This window comes from Janthinobacterium sp. BCJ23 (genome assembly GCF_059617945.1).
This window is the reverse complement of the sequence record NZ_JCAQAW010000001.1, coordinates 1007425-1026917: the sequence shown is the minus strand read 5'-3', so window position 1 is coordinate 1026917 and position 19493 is coordinate 1007425. Positions and strand designations below refer to the sequence as shown.

The following is a 19493-nucleotide window of genomic DNA, read 5'->3' as shown; positions in this document are numbered from 1 at the left end:
CATGACAGCAGCTTGTATACTCAGGCGCAAGCCGTAAAGTGGACAATTGCCTGTGGCGCTAGTATGCCGCGTACACAGGCAAAATGAAATATTGGCTTTAAATTAGTTAACTTTTCCGCCACATAGTTTTAGCCTAGTGCAAGATTTTCTTGACAGCATGAAATATGCTGTTTTGTATCAACTGCGAGGATCGCGAGGACCGCGATGGCTGGGGCTGTGGCGAAAAGCTGAGATTCATGGGAGGCGTAGTGTGCTTCTGGTTGCCTACCTTGTACGGTAGCGACCTGAACCTGGGAACGTGCAGGCAATGGGTGCATTTCAAAAAGCGCGGCTTGCGGCAGATCACTGGCCGCGCTCATTCTGCCACCTGTCGTGGGCGCTGAACATGGTGAGCGGTCCTTGTTTTGGCCGCTCACCTCATCATGTCAGGTAGCTTTTTCTTTGGTTTTCAATTCACCCTGAAGGGATGTGTCTATATTTGAGATATTAATTTTTGATTTCATTTTACTTTTTATTCTTAGGAAGGGCATTTCTATCAACCAGTAGCTCAGGCTTGCTGCAGCAATAGCTTGCATTATATTGAATGGAAATTTAAATGCAAACGGCGAATTAATGCCAAGGAAAATTTGTTGCCAAAGATATAGGCTAAATGAAATTGTTCCAATGAATATGAATATGCGAGTTCTTAGGATTTTTGATAGCCAAAAATCTTTAATGTTGATAACTGACAACATGAGTATGCTTGCAAGTATTGCTTCAATTGTTCTTCCATAAGTCGCGTTCCAGTAGCCTCCATAATTATTTGCAATTGGTGGGATGGCAAACAGCAAGATGAAAATTGAGATGGTGCAAATGGTGGAAGTATATTTTGAAGAGTCCATGATGCTATTTATTTTATCTTTCTTCATGGCGACATAACAGCCAATCAGCATCGCATCTACACTGGTGTGTAACATCATGCCCAAGTAGTCACGAAGGCCGGGGAACAGTACATAGGTTCCCATGCGCACAAGGGGGATTGTGATAATGAGAGCCGGTAAAATTCGATCATTCTTACGGCGTAGCAAAAAGATCAGCAAGGGAGGCCAGACCCAATAGAACTGCTCTTCTAATGCAAGACTCCAAAAGTGGCCGAAGTACCACACGCCATCTGGATGCGATGCATGTATTTCTTTTAAACCCAAGGGGCCAGAATAGTTCCATAAGTGAAGGGCTGCAAATATTGACTGCTGCCATGCGACATTAATGAATCCAATCGCCGAAAAAATGACGATGACCAGGATGACGGCATAAGAGGCCGGCCAGATTCTTAACGCTCTACGGTAATAAAACCGTGCGTAATCAATTTTCCCGGATAGCGTATATTCTGATTTTAATATGTTTGTAATTAAGAAGCCGCTCAAAACAAAAAATATTAAAACCCCCTGATACCCATTTGCAAATGGTTTTAGTGGCGATAGCCATCCACTATATCCTCCTTGGATTGTTTGTTGGGCATGACCAATCACAACCATCATGACGGCCAGGCATCTCAAGCCTGTTAATTCGGTAATTTTCTTCAAAATTCAATCCAGGATATGGGGGATGGTGGACTACTTGCAGGCGTATCGTAAAAATGCATGCTAGTGTTGCTTGCTGAGGAGCTTACTGTACTTGATAGTCTGAGGCAATTTCTAGCAAGCTTATGTCGTTTCTTATGCGTGCGCTGGCTATCTTCCGATCCCTGGGGTGCAGATTGAAAGCCGCCTGTGGGGCTCGATGGCAGCAACTTGATCGCTCCAGTCCGGCTCAACCAGAATATCTACCGCGTTGCCCCGAGGCTTGGCGTGCTTCGCGTGCTTCCGCCCCGGTAACACTTATTGCTTTTTATCGAGAAAGTACGGATCGGTTGGACAAAAAAAAGCCACTAAATCCTTTTGATTTAATGGCTTTATCGGTACTACTTTGAATTGTTCTGTGGTGCCGGGAGCCGGAATCGAACCGGCACGCTGTTTCCAGCGCGGGATTTTGAGTCCCGTGCGTCTACCTATTCCGCCATCCCGGCAACGCGAGACGCATTATCACTGATTTGTCACAATCTGGCAAGTTTTATGCTTGGCGTGTGTTTGCACAGGCATTGAGAATCCTTGATGGCGCCGATTCCAGCGCAAGAAGCGGAGTGCTGCGCCTGGCCTGCCGTCCTATCGTGTCCCTTCATTCACCTGGAGGGATATCCCATGAAGCAACTGGAAAACAAGGTCGCCATCATCACGGGCGCCAGCTCGGGCATCGGTCATGCGGCGGCGCGGCTGTTTGCCCGCCATGGCGCGCGGCTGGTGCTGGTGGCGCGGCGGCGGACGGAACTCGATGCGCTCGTGGCGCAACTGGCGGACGGTGGCGCGCAAGCCGTGGCTTGCGTGGGCGATGTGGGCGACGCCGCGTGCGCGCAAGGGGCCGTGGCGCTGGCGCTGCAGCGCTTTGGCGGCCTCGATATCGCTTTTAATAATGCGGGCACCCTGGGGCCCATGGGGCCCACGCAGGAAGTTGCCCTGGAAGACTGGCGGGCGACAGTCGATACCAATCTCACGAGCGCTTTCCTGGCGGCCAAATACCAGTTGCCAGCCATGGCGGCGCGCGGCGGCGGCTCGCTGATTTTTACCTCGACCTTCGTCGGCCATACCTTGGGCATGCCCGGCATGGCGGCGTATGCGGCCAGCAAGGCGGGCGTGATCGGCTTGACGAAGGCCCTGGCGGCCGAGTATGGCGCGGCGGGCATCCGCGTGAATGCCTTGTTGCCGGGCGGTACCGATACACCGTTGGGGCGGCAAGTGGCCAGTACGCCCGAGGCGCAGGCCTTCGTGGCGGGACTGCACGCATTGAAACGCCTGGCCACGCCGGACGAGATCGCCCGCTCGGCGCTGTACCTGGCGTCCGATGCATCGAGCTTTACCACTGGCACGGCGCTGCTGGCCGACGGTGGCGTATCCATCGTACGGGCATAACGGGGCGCCGAAAACGCCGACGGCCCGGGGATGAGCCGGGCCGTCGGTGCTGTGCTGCTAGATCAAGCTCAGTTGTGAGCCGAGTTCAGCTGGCGCGCGATGATGTCGTGGTTGAGCCAGACGACCGGTGCCGGCGGTTCCGACATGGTGTGGAACATCAGCGGGCCCGTGCCTTCCAGTACCAGCGAGCTCAGGTGGTCGGTGATCAGTTCCTTGCGGTCCTTGTGCAGCTTGGTGATGTCGTCCGAGGTACCGATCATGACGTCGGCCAGCTCTGGCGTGTTGTCCATCGGCCAGGCGGCGAAGTTGCGGAATTGCACGCTGGTCGCGTCGCCATTGTAGGCGGCGATACGGTCGAGCAAGTCTTGCAGCGAAACGCCATCTTCCAGCAAGCCCTGGCAGATTTTCCATTGCTCTTCGGCCCAGGCGCTGCCGCCTTCTTTTTTCAGCGCGTCGAGCAGCGGGAACAGCGACAGTTCCACGCCGACGAAAATGTCGGACGAGTTCGTGCGGATTTCCGGGCAATTGAAGACGGTGGCCTTGATGCCTTTGTCCCACGCGGCCTTGGCCACGTTTTCCAGGCGCATCTTCGCCAGGCCTTGCGTGTAGTTGCTGTAGGTTTGCCACTGGTACTTGCCGTCGATCAGGATCTCGGTGCCGTGGTAGCCGTAGGCGCTGTAGCGCACCTGGCCGCCCGTTTGCTCGATGCGGGCGCGGATGGCGGCGCTGCCGTCGATCAGGTGCTGCAGGGTGTTGGCCGTGACTTCGTCGAAGTTCATCAGGATCAGCTTGCCTAGGTCGCTGTCGAGCAGGGCGCGCGAGGACATGAAGCGCTCGCCGCGGCCTTTGTAGATGCGGTTGGCAATGGCCAGGAAGACTTTGACTTTCGGAATGCCGCCAGCCATGGTGTGGGCGAAATACACATTGCTGCCGTCAGGAATCAGGCTGTCCAGCTCGGCCATCGCTTTGGCCACGGAAGCGCTGAAACGGGCGACGCCGGCTTCGCGGCAGCGTTCGATCTGCGCCCAGTCCAGCTTGTCTTCCTGCCAGCTCTTCAGGGTCATGTCGGCCAGCAGGGCCGTCGGCGTCGGTTCGCCGGCTGGCGCGTCGAGGTCGAAACCGGCCATCAGCGGCACATTGATGATGCGGCCGCCCAGGTTGGCTTCCGCTTCGGCCAGCTCTTCCGCGTTCAGCGGGCGCAGCGCCATGTTTTCATCGCGGCGGCCGACCGTCATGCCGACGATATTCATGCCCGCCTTGCGCGCTTCGTCCAGCAAGCCATTTACATAGCCGCGGCCGAACAGCTCGCCGAACAGCACAAAGGTGTCGCCCTTGCGGAAGATATTTTTTTGCGGGATGTCTCTTAAGGACGTGATCTCGGTCATGGTGTCAATTCATTCTAAAATTAGCAGGGCAGATGGCTGGTGCGACTGCCCGCTGGTTCAACATAGTTGTAAATTATGCGCCATTTCAGCGAGGAAAATTCTGTTGCGAACGATTCTCGTCTGGAATGGCATCTTCTTCTGCATGCAGCTCTTATTCTTTCGCCATGGCGTATTTTACGCTGCCACGGCGCACAGCGCCCGCGGACAGGGTCAGATAAGCCCGGAAGGCGCCGATATTACCTCAGCTTGGCCGCGCAGGTAAGCAGAATTGATCTAAAACAAATCCTGCTGGCCCGACACGAGGCGCGAAAAATCGTCGCCGAGGAACGGCAGGATCGCGTCGGCCACCGGCTGCAGCTGGCGCGTCAGGTAATGGTGGTAGTCGATGGGCGAGCGCTGCGTTTCCAGCGGTTCCGGCCCCGCCACCGTGATCACATAGCTGATCCAGCCGCCGTTCTGGTACTGCAGCGGCCGGCCCTGCGCCAGGTTATAGGCGTCGGCCGTGCGCGCCGCGCGCACGTGGGGCGGCACGTTGCGCTGGTAATCGTCGAGCGGACGGCGCAATCGCTTGCGGTAGACCAGCAAGGCGTCGAACTCGCCACGTACGGTACGCGCCACGTAGTCGCGCACATAGTCTTGGTAGGCGGCGCGCTGGAAGATGCGCCGGTACAAATCCTGCTGGAATTGCTGCGCCAGCGGCGTCCAGTCGCTGCGCACGGTTTCCAGACCCTTGTAGACCATGTCCTCGCTGCCATCGGGTTTGCCGACCAGGCCCGCATAGCGCTTCTTGCTGCCTTCTTCCGAGCCGCGGATGGTGGGCATCAGGAAACGCCGGTAATGCGTCTCGAATTCGAGCTCCAGCGCATTCTCGAGGCCGAACTCATCGCGCAGATAGGTATTCCACCAGGCATTCACGTGCGCCACCAGGGCGCGGCCGATCTTGCCCGCCTCTTCATCCGTATGCGCCGTTTTCAGCCACACGAAGGTGGAATCCGTGTCGCCGTAGATCACTTGATAGCCCTGCTCGGTGATCAGCTCGCGCGTGCGGTGCATGATGTCGTGGCCCCGCAAGGTGATCGACGAGGCCAAGCGCGGATCGAAAAAGCGGCAGCCGCTCGATCCCAGCACGCCATAGAACGCGTTCATGATGATTTTTAAGGCTTGCGACAGCGGCGCGTTGCGCTCGCGCTTGGCCGTCTCGCGCCCCTGCCACACCTGCTTCACGATGGCCGGCAAGCAATGTTTGATGCGTGAAAATTGCGCGCCCCGGTAGCCGGGCACGGTATCGGCCTCGTCGCCGCCCGTGCCCACCACCAGGCCCACGGGATCGATGAGGAAGGTGCGGATGATGGACGGATACAGGCTTTTGTAGTCGAGCACGAGCACGGAATCGTACAGGCCCGACTGGGAATCCATGACGAAGCCGCCCGGGCTGTTTTCGCCGGAGACGTCGCCCAGGTTGGGCGCCACGTAACCCTGCCGGTGCATCAGCGGCAAGTACAGATGTTCGAAGGCGGCCACGGAGCCGCCGCTGCGGTCGGCCACCAACCCCGTCACGCTGGCCCGTTCCAGCAAGAAGGTCAGCAGCTCGGTCTTGGCGAAGATGCGCGTGACCAGTTCGCAATCCTTGAGGTTGTAGCGGGCCAGCGCCGGCTTGTCTTCGCGGAAACGCCGGTCGATCTCGGCCATGCGCTGATAGGGATTATCGATGGACTTGCCTTCGCCCAACAGCGTCTGCGCCACGTTTTCCAGGCTGAACGAGGAAAAATTCCACGTCGCCGACTTCAATGCTTCGATGCCGTCGATGATCAACCGTCCCGCCGCGGCCGCAAAATAGTGCTCCTGCTTGCCGCCATGCTCGCGCCATTCCATCACGGCGCCGCCGCGTCCCAGTTTCAACGGTACTTGGCAGCGCTCGGCGTGCTGGCGCAATACGCGCAAGTCGAACTGCACCAGGTTCCAGCCGATGATGGCGTCCGGGTCGTGGCGCTCCATCCACGTGTTCAGGCGTTCGAGGATCTGTGCGCGGCTGTCGCAGTATTCGAGGTCGAAGTCCAAGGCGTCATCGCCGCCGTTTGGCGGCCCCAGCATGTACACCTGGCGCTGGCCGCAGCCTTCCAGGGCCAGCGAATACAGCTCGCCATGGGCCGTCGTCTCGATATCGAGCGACACCAGTTTTAATGTGGGGCGGTAGCCGGGCGCCGGTTTCAGCTGTACTTCCGTTTCTCCACTGAACGATACCGGTGCCGTGATGAAACGCTCCATCAGGTAGCGCTCGGGCGGGCGGATGTCGGCTTCGTACACGTCGACGCCTTGCGCGCGCAGCTGCTTTTCCAGCTTCAGCAAATGCCGGTATTGCTTGCAGTACAGACCCAGCACGGGGCGGTGGTGAAAATCGCACAGCGACAGGGGACGCAGCTCCGCATGGCGCTCGCCGCGCAGCAGCTGTTGCGCCTGTTCCTGCTGCTCCATGGGAAGGAAGGCGACGGCCGTCTGCACGGGCAGGCGCACGTGGCGGGGCCCGGCATCCGTTGCCAGCCAGAAATCGACTTCCGTGCCGGCGCTCGTGTCGCGCCAGTGGCGGGTCAGGATGAAGCCCTGTTCGGGCGTGTGCTGGATGTTGCCTGTCATGGTGCCGTGAGTGTCGGATGTACTGGCCTGCACATTACAGCAAGCTGACGCAGGGCGGGGGCGGTTGCGGCTATAATTTTCTGCATCGAAGACGATAACAAGAGCGCGCCGCGCCACCCAACCCGGAGACAGCATGCAAGCAATCAGTTATGTACACGGCGCCCACGAGACGCCGTTGATCGGCGAAACGATAGGTGCCTACCTGGACGGCATCGCCTCCCGCTACGGCCAGCATGACGCCCTCATCGTGGCGCACCAGAACGTGCGCTGGACGTATCTTGAATTCCAGCAGCGCGTGCACCGCCTGGCCGCCGGTTTGCTGAAACTGGGGTTGCAGCCGGGCGACCGGGTCGGCATCTGGTCGCAGAATTGCGCCGAATGGGTATTGACCCAGTTTGCCACGGCGAAAGCCGGCTTGATTATGGTCAACATCAACCCCGCCTACCGGCGCTCGGAACTCGAATACGTGCTCGACAAGGTGCAATGCAGCGCGCTGATCCTGTCGCCCAGCTTCAAGTCCAGTGACTATCTGGCCATCGTGCAAGACGTGGTGCCGGAAATCGCCCGTTCGCGGGCCGGCGCCCTGCAGTCGCCGCGCCTGCCGCAGTTGCGCCACGTCATCCGCCTGGGCGCGGCCGCCACGCCGGGCATGCACAACTTCGACGCCCTGATGGACGGCATTGCCGATGCCGACCTCGCGCACCTGGAAGAAGTGAGCGCTGGCTTGCAGTTTGACGACGCCGTCAATATTCAGTTCACGTCCGGTACGACGGGCGCGCCGAAAGGCGCCACCTTGACGCACCACAATATCCTGAACAACGGCTTTTTCATTGGCGAAGCCATGCGCCTCACCGAACAGGACCGCTTGTGCATTCCCGTGCCCCTGTACCACTGCTTCGGCATGGTGCTGGGCAACTTGGCCTGCGTCACGCATGGCGCGGCCATGGTGTTTCCCGGCGAAGGCTTCGATCCGAAAGCCGTGCTGGAAACCGTGCAAGCCGAGCGCTGCACGGGCTTGCACGGCGTGCCGACGATGTTCATCGCCATCCTTGATCATCCCGACTTCAAGCAATACGATCTGTCGAACTTGCGCACCGGCATCATGGCCGGCTCGCCGTGTCCGATGGAAGTCATGACGCGGGTCATCGAATTGATGCACATGGCGGAAATCACGATTGCGTATGGCATGACGGAAACGTCGCCCGTCAGCTTCCAGACCTCGATCGAGGACCCGCGCGAAATGCGCGTGTCGTCCATTGGCCGGGTCCACCCGCACCTGGAAGTGAAAATCATCGATGCGGAAGGCCGGATCGTGCCGCGCGGCGAAAAGGGCGAATTGCTCACGCGCGGCTATTCAGTGATGCAGGGCTACTGGGGCGACCCTGAAAAAACCAGCGAAGCCATCGACGCGGCGCGCTGGATGCACACGGGCGACCTGGCCGTGATCGATGACAACGGCTTTTGCAGCATCGTCGGGCGCTCGAAGGATATGGTGATACGCGGCGGCGAAAACATCTACCCGCGCGAAGTCGAGGAATTCCTGTACCGCCACCCGAGCGTGCTCGACGTGCAATGCGTGGGCGTACCGGACGCCAAGTATGGCGAAGAGTTATGCGCCTGCATCATCTTGCGGCCCGGCACGCAGGCCACCAGCGACGATATCCGCGCCTTCTGCGATGGGCAGATCGCCTATTACAAGATTCCCCGCTACGTGCGTTTCGTCGAGGAATTCCCTATGACGGTGACGGGCAAGATCCAGAAATATGTCTTGCGCAAGCAGGTGGCGACGGATCTGGGCTTGAGCGTGGAATAAGTTTTTCGTCAGCCATAAAAAAACACCGGGACGCTCGCGCGGCCCGGTGTTTTGCATTGATTCAGCGTAAAGCTCAGGCCATCGCGGCTTGCGGTGCGCGCGCTGGCGTACGGCGGCGCATGAAGGCCAGCAAGCCCAGGCCGGCCAGCAGCATGGCGTAGGTGCCTGGTTCCGGCACGGCCGACACGTTGACCGTGTTGAAGCCGGCGCCGTTCATCGCCACGTGGCCATAATTGATCGAGCTGACGGAATTGGCGATCAGGGTGCCGTTCATGTCGCCCGAACCCGAGAACGCGCTGTTCGGCGCCAGGATGCTGCCGTTGATGCCGACGTTCTGCAGGTTGGTGGTGGTGGCGTTGGCGAAGTTGAACAGCGTGCGGTTGGCGAAGCTGGCGAAATTGTCGAAGCCGCCGCTCAGGGTGATGTTGCTGGCCGTGCCGTTGATGATGATGCTGGCCGTGCTTTTCAGCGAGGACAAGTCCAGGGTCAGGTTATGCAGGTTCGACGCATCGATGTTGAAAATGTTCACATCGGCGTTGACGTTGCCCACCAGGGTCATGTTGCCGTATTGCGAGATCACGGTGCCGTTCGACTGCAGCTTGGCCACGTCGCCCGACAGGGTCGTCAATTGTTGCTTGGCGCCCGCGAAGTCCAGGGTGGACGCGTTGCCTTTGCTGATGTTGTTGGTTGGGAACCATTGTGGCGCCGTCAGCGTGGCGTTGGGGTTGCTGACGCCGTACACGGCCGAACCGCCGAGCGTGCCCCAGCCCGTGTTCAGGTTGCCGCCAGCAACGACGGAATTGACGGCGCTGCCTGGCTTTTTGTTCGTGCCAACGTTGTAGTTGTCCAGGTAGATATTGCCGCCAGCGGCAATGCTGCCACCGACGCTGGTAAAGCCGCTGGCGCCGCTGCTGCCGATGTTGCCGAAGATGAAGGCCGAGTAGCCATTGGCGACGCCAAGGTCAACCACGGTGGCCTGGGCCGACGCGCTGAAGGAGAAAGCGAACAGGGCAGCGCTGATGAGCGGCAAGGTGCGGGTAGCAAATAATTTCATGGACAATCTCATAGTAAATTGGGGGACGATTAGGGCGGGAAAGCAAGACACCGCCATCGCGCAGTCCGCTATTATAATATAAAAAACAATTCTAGTTCAATTTAGGTAATTAACTATATTTTAAGGCAACACTTTTCCTACGGACAGCAATTGTCTGGCGGACATAAAAAAACCGGGCTGGCCCGGTTTTTTTTTGTTGCTTACTTGACGCGCTGGTACAGGCGGAAGCGTTCCACGTCATCCGTGGGGCGGCGCCCTTCCCACAGCTTGATCCAGTCCGCGCCGTGATGTTCTGGCAGTTGTTCCTTGTTGTCGGGAACCTTGATGCTGTCTTGTAACAAGAACACATCGCACTGCTGCTGCCCCACGCTGGCAAACGGCAAATGGCCGAAGTAGGCGAACGAGGCGCGCTGGGCGGCGCCGACATTGCTGTTGATGCACTTGCTGCCTGGCGGCAGGTGGACGGAAATCTGGTGCGCCACGCTGGCGTAGCTCTTGCTGTAGTTCAGCGGCGGCAGGAACAAGGTCATGATCAGCACCCAGATCAGGATCAGGCCGCCGGACGACAGCACCACGGCGCGCCACAGCACGGCCGGCTGGCGCGAGATGCGCCAGTGCACCAGCGCCACCCAGCCCGCGCTGGCGCAGGCGGCGACAAAGAAGGCCAGCAAGTCCAGCTCGGGCTTGAAGCCTGGCATGAGTTTCAATGCGTTATGCGACAGTTTCGGCGGCCAGCCCGTCAGGATGGCGAACCAGAACAGCCACAGCGCGAGAGCACAGATGGTCAGCACCATCACGGAGAACCAGTCGATGGCGTTGATGGCGCCCCGTTTCATGGTCAGCAGGCCGAACGCGGCCATCACGGCCAGCGGCGGCAGCAGCGGCAGCAGCTGGCTCGGGTCCGGATCGGGATGGCACAGGCCCAGGATGGCCAGCATGGCGACAAAGGTCAGCGGCACGACGATGTGCAGCACGTGATGCTGGCGGCGCCAGGCATACACGGCCCAAGCGGCGAACGGCCAGGCGGGCCAGAAGAACCAGATGCCGACACGCAAGAAATACTGGAGGCTTTTCAGGCTCGGGGCACTGAACTGGCGGCAATTCCATTCCATCCATGCCTGCAGCGGCGAATGGCCGTACGGACGCAGCCATTCGCCCGGCAGCAGCCAGACGAGGGTCAGCGCGGCGCCGATCACGATGGCCAGCGCCAGGTGGCGCACGCTGCGCAGCAGCGGCAGGCGCAGGAAGACGGTGCACAGCAGCAAGGCGATGCTCAGCGCCGCCGGCGTGATCCAGCCGCGCGCGAGGGTCAGGCCGCCCAGCGCCAGGCCCAGCAGGGCCGCATTGCGCACGGACGGGCCTTCCACGTAGCGCACGGCGCGGTACAGCAGATAGGCCATCAGGGACACGTACAGCGCTTCGGCCGTTATGTCGTGGCTGTGCTGCAGCAGACCCAGGCAGCCCAGATAGATGAGCACGGCGGCATCGGCCAGGGTGCGGCCGAAGTCGTCCGGCTCGGGCTGGCCGCCGAAGGCCAGGCGCAGCGGCTGGGCGTCGTTGCGGCGGCCCAGGTTGAAGGCCGTGTACCAGACGGACAGGGTGCTGACGACAAAGATGCCGATGGTCGACATGCGCGCGCCGAAGACGTCGCCGTCGACCCAGCCGAACAGCTTGATGAAGATGGCGCCCAGCCAGAAGGCCAGCGGGCCCTCATCGGGCAGCGACAGGCCGGCGATGTTGGGCCATAGCCAGTCGTTCAGGCCGCCATGCGCCATGGTCCACATGATGCCGAAACTGGCGGCGTCATCGTTCTTCCACGGTTCGCGGCCGATCAGGCCAGGCAGGATGTACAGCAGGCCAAGTGCAAACAAGGCCCATCGTGGCAGCGCGAGTGTGGCAGCGGCGGGAAGGCGGACTGGCTTCATCGATAGTTGTATCAGAATAGTGGCAAGACGCGACGAATGGCGTCGGGTATGCGCGAGTATAAAGTAAAGCGGCCAAAGACAAAAAAGGCAGCCGTGGCTGCCTTTTCTCTGGTAGCCGAAGCTGCCCTTTTTTGCCGCAAAGCGGCAAAAATTAGCCTGCTGCGACTGCGGTTTTCGAACCAACCGAACCGAACTTCTGACGGAACTTCTCGACGCGACCAGCGGTATCGACGATTTTGTGCTTGCCCGTGAAGAATGGGTGCGATTCAGCCGAAACCTCGATCTTCACCAGTGGGTATTCTTTACCGTCGTGGGTGATTTTTTCGCGGGTTTGGATGGTCGAGCGGGTAACGAATTTGAAATCGCACGACAGATCGTGGAAAACAACTTCGCGGTATTCTGGATGGGTATCGACTTTCATGGGATTCTCTCTAAGTAGGTAGCCAAACAGCACTTCGTCGGTCGTCTTGCTTCTTGACCCGATTGCCGATCACTTGCCAGGGTTTAAAATAATGCAACCGTCGATTATATAGCGCTTTCGGGCCGGCGGCAATAAAAAAGCCGCCCGAAGGCGGCTTTGCATGATCGCGTGTGCTTACGCGGGGCGCAACGTAGGTCGGATTAGCGCGCGAGCGCGTAATCCGACAACACCACCGCCTTCGCCAACAATGTTGTCGGATTACGGCCCTGCGGGCCTAATCCGACCTACGATACATGACAGGCGAATTTACCCGCCCCGGCGCATCATGTCGAAGAACTCGGCGTTATTCTTCGTGGCTTTCATCTTGTCGAGAATGAACTCCATCGCCTCGATCTCGTCCATCGAGTACAGTAACTTGCGCAGGATCCAGATTTTTTGCAGTTCGTTCGGCTTGATCAGCAGTTCTTCGCGGCGGGTACCCGATTTGTTCAGGTTGATTGCCGGGTAGACGCGTTTTTCGGCCAGACGGCGTTCCAGATGCACTTCCATGTTGCCGGTACCCTTGAATTCTTCAAAGATCACGTCATCCATGCGCGAACCCGTTTCGATCAGCGCCGTGGCGATGATGGTCAGCGAGCCGCCTTCTTCGATATTGCGCGCGGCGCCGAAGAAGCGTTTTGGACGTTGCAGCGCGTTCGCGTCGACACCGCCGGTCAGGACCTTGCCCGAGGCAGGGATAACGGTGTTGTAGGCGCGGGCCAGACGGGTGATCGAGTCGAGCAGGATGACCACGTCTTTTTTCATTTCGACCAGGCGCTTGGCTTTTTCCAGCACCATCTCGGCCACTTGCACGTGGCGCGTGGCCGGCTCGTCGAAGGTCGAGGCGACGACTTCGCCGCGCACGGAGCGTTGCATCTCGGTCACTTCTTCCGGACGTTCGTCGATCAGCAGCACGATCAGCGTGATGTCCGGGTGATTGGCCGTGATCGCATGCGCGATGTGCTGCAGGATCACGGATTTACCGGATTTCGGCGACGCCACCAGCAAGCCGCGCTGGCCTTTGCCGATTGGGGCGATCAGGTCGATGATGCGGCCGGTGATGTTTTCCTGGCCATTCATTTCACGTTCCAGGCGCAGCGGCTCGTTCGGGTGCAGCGGCGTCAGGTTTTCAAACAGGATGCGGTGTTTCGACATCTCCGGCGATTCGCCGTTGACCTTGTCGACTTTGACCAATGCGAAATAGCGTTCGCCATCTTTCGGGGTCCGTACCTCGCCTTCGATCGAATCGCCGGTGTGCAGATTGAAGCGGCGGATTTGCGAAGGGGAGATGTAAATGTCGTCGGTGGACGCCATGTAGCTGGCGTCGGGCGAGCGCAGGAAGCCGAAGCCGTCAGGCAGCACTTCCAGGGCGCCATCGCCAAAAATCTGTTCGCCGGACTTGGCGCGTTTTTTCAGGATAGCGAACATCAGCTCCTGTTTGCGCAAGCGGGCTGCGTTGTCAATGTCAAGACCGATCGCCATCTCAAGCAGGGCGGATACGTGTAGGGCCTTTAGTTCGGATAAATGCATATGTGTTGAGTGTCCCGAGACGGGATGTAAAGGTAGGGGAGGGGACTGCGTGGCGTTGATTAATTATTGGGGAAGGCTGTGCACGAATGAGGGCAAAGCCGCTTCCCGGTTGTTCAGTCAGGCGGCGCTGCGGGCGCAGCGCTGCCCATCATACATTAAATGTTGCTGTCGACGAAAGCGGTCAACTGGCCCTTGGCCATGGCGCCCACTTTTTGAGCAGCTGCAACACCATCCTTGAACAGGATCAGGGTCGGGATGCCGCGGATGCCGAACTTGGCAGGTACTGCCTGGTTGGCGTCCACGTCCATCTTGGCGATCTGGATGCGGCCGGCGTATTCCTTGGCTACTTCTTCCAGGATCGGAGCGATGGCCTTGCAGGGACCGCACCATTCTGCCCAGAAGTCGACCAGTACTGGCAACTCGGATTGCAGGACGTCTGCTTCAAAAGATGCATCGCTAATGTGTTTGATATTTTCGCTCATATTTTCCTCAAATGAGGGTGGGATCAATAATGCCTGGAATTAACCATACGCTGGTTCGCCATCCATGCTTCCTGGAATGCAATGAGAAGATGGGGACAATGGGCACGAATTCAATGTTCTTGGAAGGTGCGACCAGAGGTATGCAGGCGGGGATGGCTGAAATAATAACCCATTTTTTCAAAGCGTGGCGATTATTGCAGAAAAACTTGAGGCATATCGCCAGCATATCGCTTCCGCGCGTGCTTGCAGGGCGGCAAAGCCGCATGCCTGCTGGCCTGCGGCGCCGTGCCCTGCCCTTCGGCCTGGCCTTGAGATCAGGCTTGCGCGTTGGCTTGACGCGCCGTGTGTTGCAGTTGCAAGTTCACCATCAGCTGCAATTCCGCGCTTTCCATCGGCTTGCGGAAGGTGCCCAATATATGCAGGCCGTTGGCCATGGCCAGGCGCTCGGCCGCCAGGCGCACGGCCGAATGCAGGCCCGACAGCAGGACCACGCCGCCGCGGAAGCCGTTTTCAGCCGCCATGCGCAAGAATTCGATGCCGTCGATGTCGGGCATGGACAGGTCGCAGATCAGCAGGTCGGGCTGGTGTTGCTTCAAGGTCGACAGCGCCTGTTCGCTGTGCGACTCGCAGCGGATGTCGAACGGGCCCATCTGCTCGAGCATGTCGCTGAGCACGTCGAGCATGAAAACGTCGTCGTCCAGCAGCAGCACGCGCAACGGTGCCAGGCCTGCTTCATTGTGCTCCTGGCTTGCTTGGTTTGATACAGTATTCATCGTCCTGTCTTTCTGTTGATATGCATCGCTGTCGATGCCGATACCTTGCCATAGCGTAATTTGGCGGTAGCTAATCGTCATTGGCAAAGCTGGTGTTATTCATGATTTGTTCGGTAATCTGTTCCAGCAGGGGCCACAGGCGCTCCACGATGCGCCGTGCCCGCTCCGCCTCGTCGGCCGGTTCGCCCGGCGCCAGGGTTTCCAGGTTGTGGCACAGTTCGGCCAATCCCAGGGCGCCCACGGTGCGCGCCGACGACTTGATGCGGTGCCCCAGTTCGCGCACCTGGTGCACGTCGCCGCGCGCCAGGGCCGCATCGATGTCGCCAAAGCCATCCTGCGTGGTCTGCAGGAACTTGAAGGCGAACTTGCGCACCTTTTCCGGGTTGTAGCCCAGCAACTTGGCCAGGATGGACAGGTCGATCACTTGCGGGTCGCCGGCCAGGGTGGTCTTGAAGGCGGGCGCGGCGCGGCTGCGCGCCGGTGGCGGCGGCGTGTCGCGCGCCGGCAGCCAGCTGGCGATGGTCTGGTACATCATGGCCGGCTGGATGGGCTTGGAAATGAAATCGTCCATGCCCGCGTCCAGGCAGCGCACGCGGTCTTCGCTGGTGGCCGTGGCCGTCATGGCCAGCACGCGCAAATGCGCCAGCTGCGGGTCGGCGCGGATGTGGCGCGTTGCTTGCAAGCCATCCATCAGCGGCATCTGCACGTCCATCAGCACGCAGTCGAACTGCGTCTGGCGCAGCAAATCGAGCGCTTCTTCGCCATTGTTGGCCAGGCAGACGGAGGCACCCGCTTCTTCCAGCAATTCCAGCGCCACTTGCTGGTTGAACGTATTGTCCTCCACCAGCAGGATGCGCGCATGCTTGAGCGTGCGCATCACCAGGGCCGCGTCGGCGCTGGCGCGCATGGCGGCCGCCGTCTGCACCATGCTGTCGAGCATGGCCGGTGCCGCCTGGTCGGAAATGCCCAGGTTGGCTGTGAACCAGAAGGTGCTGCCGGCGCCGGGGCGGCTGTCGACGCCCACGTCGCCGCCCATCAGCTGCGCCAGCTGCTTGCAGATGGCCAGGCCCAGGCCCGTGCCGCCATACTCGCGCGTGGTAGATGTGTCGGCTTGCTGGAAGGACTGGAACAGTTTGCTCATTTCATCCTGCGACAGGCCGATGCCGTGGTCGCACACTTCAAAGCGCACCAGGCAGTGCTTCGCGTCCGCCACCACCTTGCGCACTTTCACGGTAATGCTGCCCTGTTCGCTGAACTTGATGGCGTTATTGGCGTAGTTGATCAGCACTTGCCCCAGGCGCAGCGGGTCGCCCACGAGCACGGCTGGCAATTGCGGGTCGATTTCAAACAGCAATTCCAGATTCTTGCCGGCGGCGCGCGGCGCCACCACCGTCATCAGGGTTTGCACGACATGGTCGAAACTGAAGTTGACGCGCTCGATCTCCAGCTTGCCCGCCTCGATTTTCGAGATGTCGAGGATGTCGTCGATGATGCCCAGCAAGTGTTCTCCGGCAAAGCGGATTTTTTCCAGGTAATCGCGCTGGCGCGGTTCCAGGTCCGTTTTGAGGGCCAGATACGCCATGCCGATCACGCCATTCATCGGCGTGCGGATTTCATGACTCATGTTGGCCAGGAATTGTCCCTTTGCCAGGCTCGCTTCTTCGGCCACCTGCTTGGCCTGGTCGAGCTGTTCGGTGCGTTGCGCCACGCGCTCTTCCAGATGTTCATTGAGTTCGCGCAAGGCGCTTTCGCTGCGCTTGTGATACGTGATGTCCGTCAGGCTGGCCACCACCATGCCCACCTTGCCGTATTCATCGCGGATGGCCTCGGTATTCACGGACAGCCACGACAGGCTGCCGTCGGGCTGCTGCACGCCCATCAGCACGTCGCGCATGGCGACACCCGTCGACAGGGTGATGTGCACGGGATGGCTGCGCTGGTCGAAGGGGGAACCGTCCTCATGGATGGCTTGCCACAGGCTGTTGCCGGCAGGACTGGCCGCCAGCATGCGCTCGGCGGCGGCGTTGCTTTCCAGAATGTGGCCGTGGCTGTCCTGCACCACCAGGCCATTCGTCACGGCGCCAAAGACGGACGCCATGCGCTGGCTGGAGTTCGACAGGGCGATCGATGCCTGGCGCCGTTCCGTGATGTCGGTGATCATCGCCAGGGTGCCGCCCGGCTCGCCGTTGTCCGACTGGATACTGGTGCTCGACAGCAAGCCCCACAGGCTGGACTGATCCTTGCGGAAGAAGCGGAAATCGACCTGGTCCGGCTGGCTGGCGAAGCTGCCGTGGCTGGCCAGGCGGCGCTGCATCAGCAGCTGGCTGTCGCGGTCCATGAAGTCGAGCAGGGGACGACCCAGCATTTCCTGCACCGTGTAGCCGAGCATGTGCGCCATCTTCGGGTTGACGAAGGTGGTCTTGCCGTCCGCACCCGTCATCCAGATGCCTTCGGCGGCCGTCTGCACGATCAGGCGGTAGCGTTCCGAGCTGGCGTGCAGCGCTTCCTCGGCGCGTTGCCGCTGCGTCATGTCGCGCAGCGAGACAATGGAAAACACCTGGCCGGCCATGCGCAGCGGCGACAGGCTGACCTTGGCAGGAAAATGCGTGCCATCGCGGCGGCGCGCCATCATCACCCGCCCCGGCAGGCTGTGCCGTGCTTGCGGGTCGCCCACGGAATGGCTGGCCGTGCTTTCCGGTACCAATTGCTCCAGCGACATGCCCGTCAATTCGGCCAGCGGATAGCCGAAGCAGCGCGCGCCGATCTGGTTGGCGTAATGCACCTTGCCCTCGACATCGGCCACCAGCATGGCTTCGGGCGCCGCTTCCAGCATCGAGCGCATGCGCGATTGCTCGTCCTGCTTGCGTTCGCTGATGTCGCAGATGATGCCGCTGGCCTGCGTGGCGGCGCCATCCGAGGCGCGTGTCAGTACGGCGCCGCGCGCCAGCAGCCAGCGCCAGTGGCCATCGCTGTGGCGCAAACGGAATTCGCAATTGAAGGTGCCGGGCGCCTGGCCGTCCAGATGCTGGCGAAATGCCAGGCTCAGGCGCGCGCGGTCGTCGCGGTGCACTTCGGCCAGCCACTCGTCCAGTGCATGGTCGAGCTTGGCGCTCTTGTCGCCCAGCACGTCCTGGTACTGTGGCGCGAACTGCAGCCGCCCGGACTGGCGCCGCCAGGTCCAGCCAGCCAGGGCCGCACCGCGCAAGGCTTGCCCCGCATCCTGTTCCGCCAGGGCATGCGCGGGCAGGAGCAGGCGGCGCAACTGTTGCCGCAGCCGCCATGCTTGCCAACAAGCCACTCCCGCCAGGGCGGTGGCGCTGGCGGCAGCGTACGGCCACAGCACTGTTGGCGCCATGCCGTGTACCGCCGCCTGCACCGGCAACGAAAGCGTCATCCCTGCCGCCAGCATCGTATGAGCGAGCCGGTGCAGCGCAGGGCGCCGGGGGCGTGATGCGCTGAAACTCGTGTGGCTGCAATACGACAAATGCATCCCTTTCTGGGGCATGATGGAACTGGGCTGACAGTGCATGATGCGCGCTCAAATAAACGCCTGCGGCGCTTTCTGGCGGCAACTATAGCATCGAATATTTGCTCGCAGTAGTTAAGTTCAGAAACGGCCAAAACGGGATTTTTTTTGCCCCGGAATGGCTGTTTTTTTCGCGATTTGGTGAGAATCTGAGAGAAAGTTGGCGCGAAATCGTGCTACGGAATGGCGTTGTATGACCTCAGGTAAAACTGCCGGCGAACTGATAGCGGTGTCCGGGATGCCACATGGTGGCGATCGAGGCGATCTTGCCGCCTGAGCGCGTCTGGCGGCGCAGCACCAGGCATGGCTGTTTCGTGTCGATGGCCAGCATTTCGGCGATGTCGCGCGGCGCCGACAGCGCTTCGATGCTGTAGGTGGCGCCTTGCAGGGGCGCGGCCGCCATCAGGTATTCGTTCGGCGTGATGCTGGAAAAATCCTGCGTCATGTAGTCGGGCGCGCACTCGGGATTGACCCAGCGGTCTTCCACCTGGATCGGCACGCCGTTTTCAAAATGCACGATCAGCGAGTGGAACAGCGGGTGCTCGGGCGGCAGGCCGAATTGCTTGGCCAGCAAGTCGGACGCCTTGGTTCGTTCCAGCAATTGCAAGCTGCTGCGGTGGATATGTCCGCGCGCCCGCACTTCATCGGCGATACTCTTGATTTCCAACAAGGTCGCCTGGTATTTTTGCTGCGCCACATAAGTGCCGGAGCCCTGGCGCCGGGTCAGCACCTGTTCGCTGGTCAGTTCGCGCACGGCGCGGTTGACCGTCATGCGCGAGACGCCGAATTGTTTTACGAGGGCTTGCTCGGATGGAATCACGTCGCCTTCCTTCCAGCGTCCGGCGGCGATACCGGCCAGCAGAAAATCCTTGATGCGCTGGAAAATGGGCGTATTTTCTTGTGTATTGTGATCGTCCAATGCGGTTTCTCCGA

General features: G+C 60.0%; 12 protein-coding genes, 1 tRNA gene and 2 pseudogenes. 2 read left to right on the top strand and 13 right to left on the bottom strand.

Going from position 1 to position 19493, the window contains the following annotated elements:
* Positions 1–425 precede the first annotated feature (425 nt).
* Both AC54AG_RS04605 and AC54AG_RS04600 read right to left on the bottom strand, forming a co-directional pair.
* The gene (locus AC54AG_RS04605) at positions 426–1562 is read right to left on the bottom strand and encodes an acyltransferase family protein (protein ID WP_496629600.1); all 1137 of its coding nucleotides are present in this window, start codon (positions 1560–1562) and stop codon (positions 426–428) included.
* A 395-nt stretch (positions 1563–1957) separates the two neighbouring features.
* Positions 1958–2044 (bottom strand) — tRNA-Leu (locus AC54AG_RS04600).
* A 172-nt stretch (positions 2045–2216) separates the two neighbouring features.
* Here AC54AG_RS04600 and AC54AG_RS04595 point away from each other — a divergent pair.
* Positions 2217–2981, top strand: coding sequence for an SDR family oxidoreductase (locus AC54AG_RS04595; protein WP_496629599.1), 765 nt, complete (start codon positions 2217–2219; stop codon positions 2979–2981).
* A 68-nt stretch (positions 2982–3049) separates the two neighbouring features.
* Here the strand turns inward: AC54AG_RS04595 and AC54AG_RS04590 are convergent, their stop codons facing one another.
* Complete coding sequence (locus tag AC54AG_RS04590) at positions 3050–4366, bottom strand: enoyl ACP reductase FabMG family protein (protein ID WP_496629598.1); 1317 nt, start codon at positions 4364–4366, stop codon at positions 3050–3052.
* Positions 4367–4639: 273 nt separating this feature from the next.
* Entirely contained in the window at positions 4640–6997 is a 2358-nt protein-coding gene (locus AC54AG_RS04585) for a DNA polymerase II (RefSeq protein WP_496629597.1), read from the bottom strand.
* Positions 6998–7130: 133 nt separating this feature from the next.
* Between AC54AG_RS04585 and AC54AG_RS04580 the strand changes: the two genes are divergently transcribed.
* Positions 7131–8810 carry an AMP-binding protein gene (locus AC54AG_RS04580; protein WP_496629596.1) on the top strand — a complete coding sequence of 560 codons (1680 nt, stop codon included), beginning with the start codon at positions 7131–7133 and terminating at the stop codon, positions 8808–8810.
* A gap of 73 nt (positions 8811–8883) precedes the next feature.
* On the opposite strand, the pseudogene AC54AG_RS04575 reads toward AC54AG_RS04580, so the two are convergent.
* From AC54AG_RS04575 to hutC, 9 genes and pseudogenes are all read right to left on the bottom strand, one after another.
* Positions 8884–9003, bottom strand: a pseudogene (locus AC54AG_RS04575) (PEP-CTERM sorting domain-containing protein); the annotation flags it as partial.
* 48 nt (positions 9004–9051) lie between these two features.
* A pseudogene (locus AC54AG_RS04570) lies at positions 9052–9864 on the bottom strand (choice-of-anchor A family protein); the annotation flags it as partial.
* A gap of 200 nt (positions 9865–10064) precedes the next feature.
* Entirely contained in the window at positions 10065–11789 is a 1725-nt protein-coding gene (locus tag AC54AG_RS04565; protein WP_496629595.1) for an ArnT family glycosyltransferase, read from the bottom strand.
* Positions 11790–11940: 151 nt separating this feature from the next.
* Positions 11941–12210 (bottom strand): type B 50S ribosomal protein L31, encoded by a 270-nt coding sequence (locus AC54AG_RS04560; RefSeq protein ID WP_034746247.1) that lies wholly within the window; start codon positions 12208–12210, stop codon positions 11941–11943.
* A 306-nt stretch (positions 12211–12516) separates the two neighbouring features.
* On the bottom strand, positions 12517–13779 hold the full coding sequence (gene rho / locus AC54AG_RS04555; RefSeq protein WP_034746249.1) for a transcription termination factor Rho: 1263 nt from the start codon (positions 13777–13779) through the stop codon (positions 12517–12519).
* A 155-nt stretch (positions 13780–13934) separates the two neighbouring features.
* A complete protein-coding gene (gene trxA, locus AC54AG_RS04550) occupies positions 13935–14261 on the bottom strand; it encodes a thioredoxin TrxA (protein ID WP_034746251.1) in 327 nt (108 codons plus the stop codon).
* A 314-nt stretch (positions 14262–14575) separates the two neighbouring features.
* Positions 14576–15034, bottom strand: a complete 459-nt coding sequence (locus tag AC54AG_RS04545; protein WP_051990864.1) for a response regulator — start codon at positions 15032–15034, stop codon at positions 14576–14578.
* Positions 15035–15104: 70 nt separating this feature from the next.
* On the bottom strand, positions 15105–18428 hold the full coding sequence (locus AC54AG_RS04540) for a PAS domain-containing hybrid sensor histidine kinase/response regulator (RefSeq protein WP_496629594.1): 3324 nt from the start codon (positions 18426–18428) through the stop codon (positions 15105–15107).
* Between the two features lie 331 nt (positions 18429–18759).
* Entirely contained in the window at positions 18760–19479 is a 720-nt protein-coding gene (gene hutC / locus AC54AG_RS04535) for a histidine utilization transcriptional repressor HutC (protein ID WP_034746253.1), read from the bottom strand.
* Positions 19480–19493: the final 14 nt, after the last annotated feature.

What these genes read in the sequence shown, in the direction of transcription:
- AC54AG_RS04545 (WP_051990864.1), bottom strand. Translation starts at nt 15,034, where the DNA reads ATGAATACTGTATCAAACCAAGCAAGCCAGGAGCACAATGAAGCAGGC.
- AC54AG_RS04595 (WP_496629599.1), top strand. Translation starts at nt 2,217, where the DNA reads ATGAAGCAACTGGAAAACAAGGTCGCCATCATCACGGGCGCCAGCTCG.
- AC54AG_RS04590 (WP_496629598.1), bottom strand. Translation starts at nt 4,366, where the DNA reads ATGACCGAGATCACGTCCTTAAGAGACATCCCGCAAAAAAATATCTTC.
- rho (WP_034746249.1), bottom strand. Translation starts at nt 13,779, where the DNA reads ATGCATTTATCCGAACTAAAGGCCCTACACGTATCCGCCCTGCTTGAG.
- AC54AG_RS04565 (WP_496629595.1), bottom strand. Translation starts at nt 11,789, where the DNA reads ATGAAGCCAGTCCGCCTTCCCGCCGCTGCCACACTCGCGCTGCCACGA.
- AC54AG_RS04580 (WP_496629596.1), top strand. Translation starts at nt 7,131, where the DNA reads ATGCAAGCAATCAGTTATGTACACGGCGCCCACGAGACGCCGTTGATC.
- AC54AG_RS04585 (WP_496629597.1), bottom strand. Translation starts at nt 6,997, where the DNA reads ATGACAGGCAACATCCAGCACACGCCCGAACAGGGCTTCATCCTGACC.
- trxA (WP_034746251.1), bottom strand. Translation starts at nt 14,261, where the DNA reads ATGAGCGAAAATATCAAACACATTAGCGATGCATCTTTTGAAGCAGAC.
- AC54AG_RS04540 (WP_496629594.1), bottom strand. Translation starts at nt 18,428, where the DNA reads ATGACGCTTTCGTTGCCGGTGCAGGCGGCGGTACACGGCATGGCGCCA.
- AC54AG_RS04560 (WP_034746247.1), bottom strand. Translation starts at nt 12,210, where the DNA reads ATGAAAGTCGATACCCATCCAGAATACCGCGAAGTTGTTTTCCACGAT.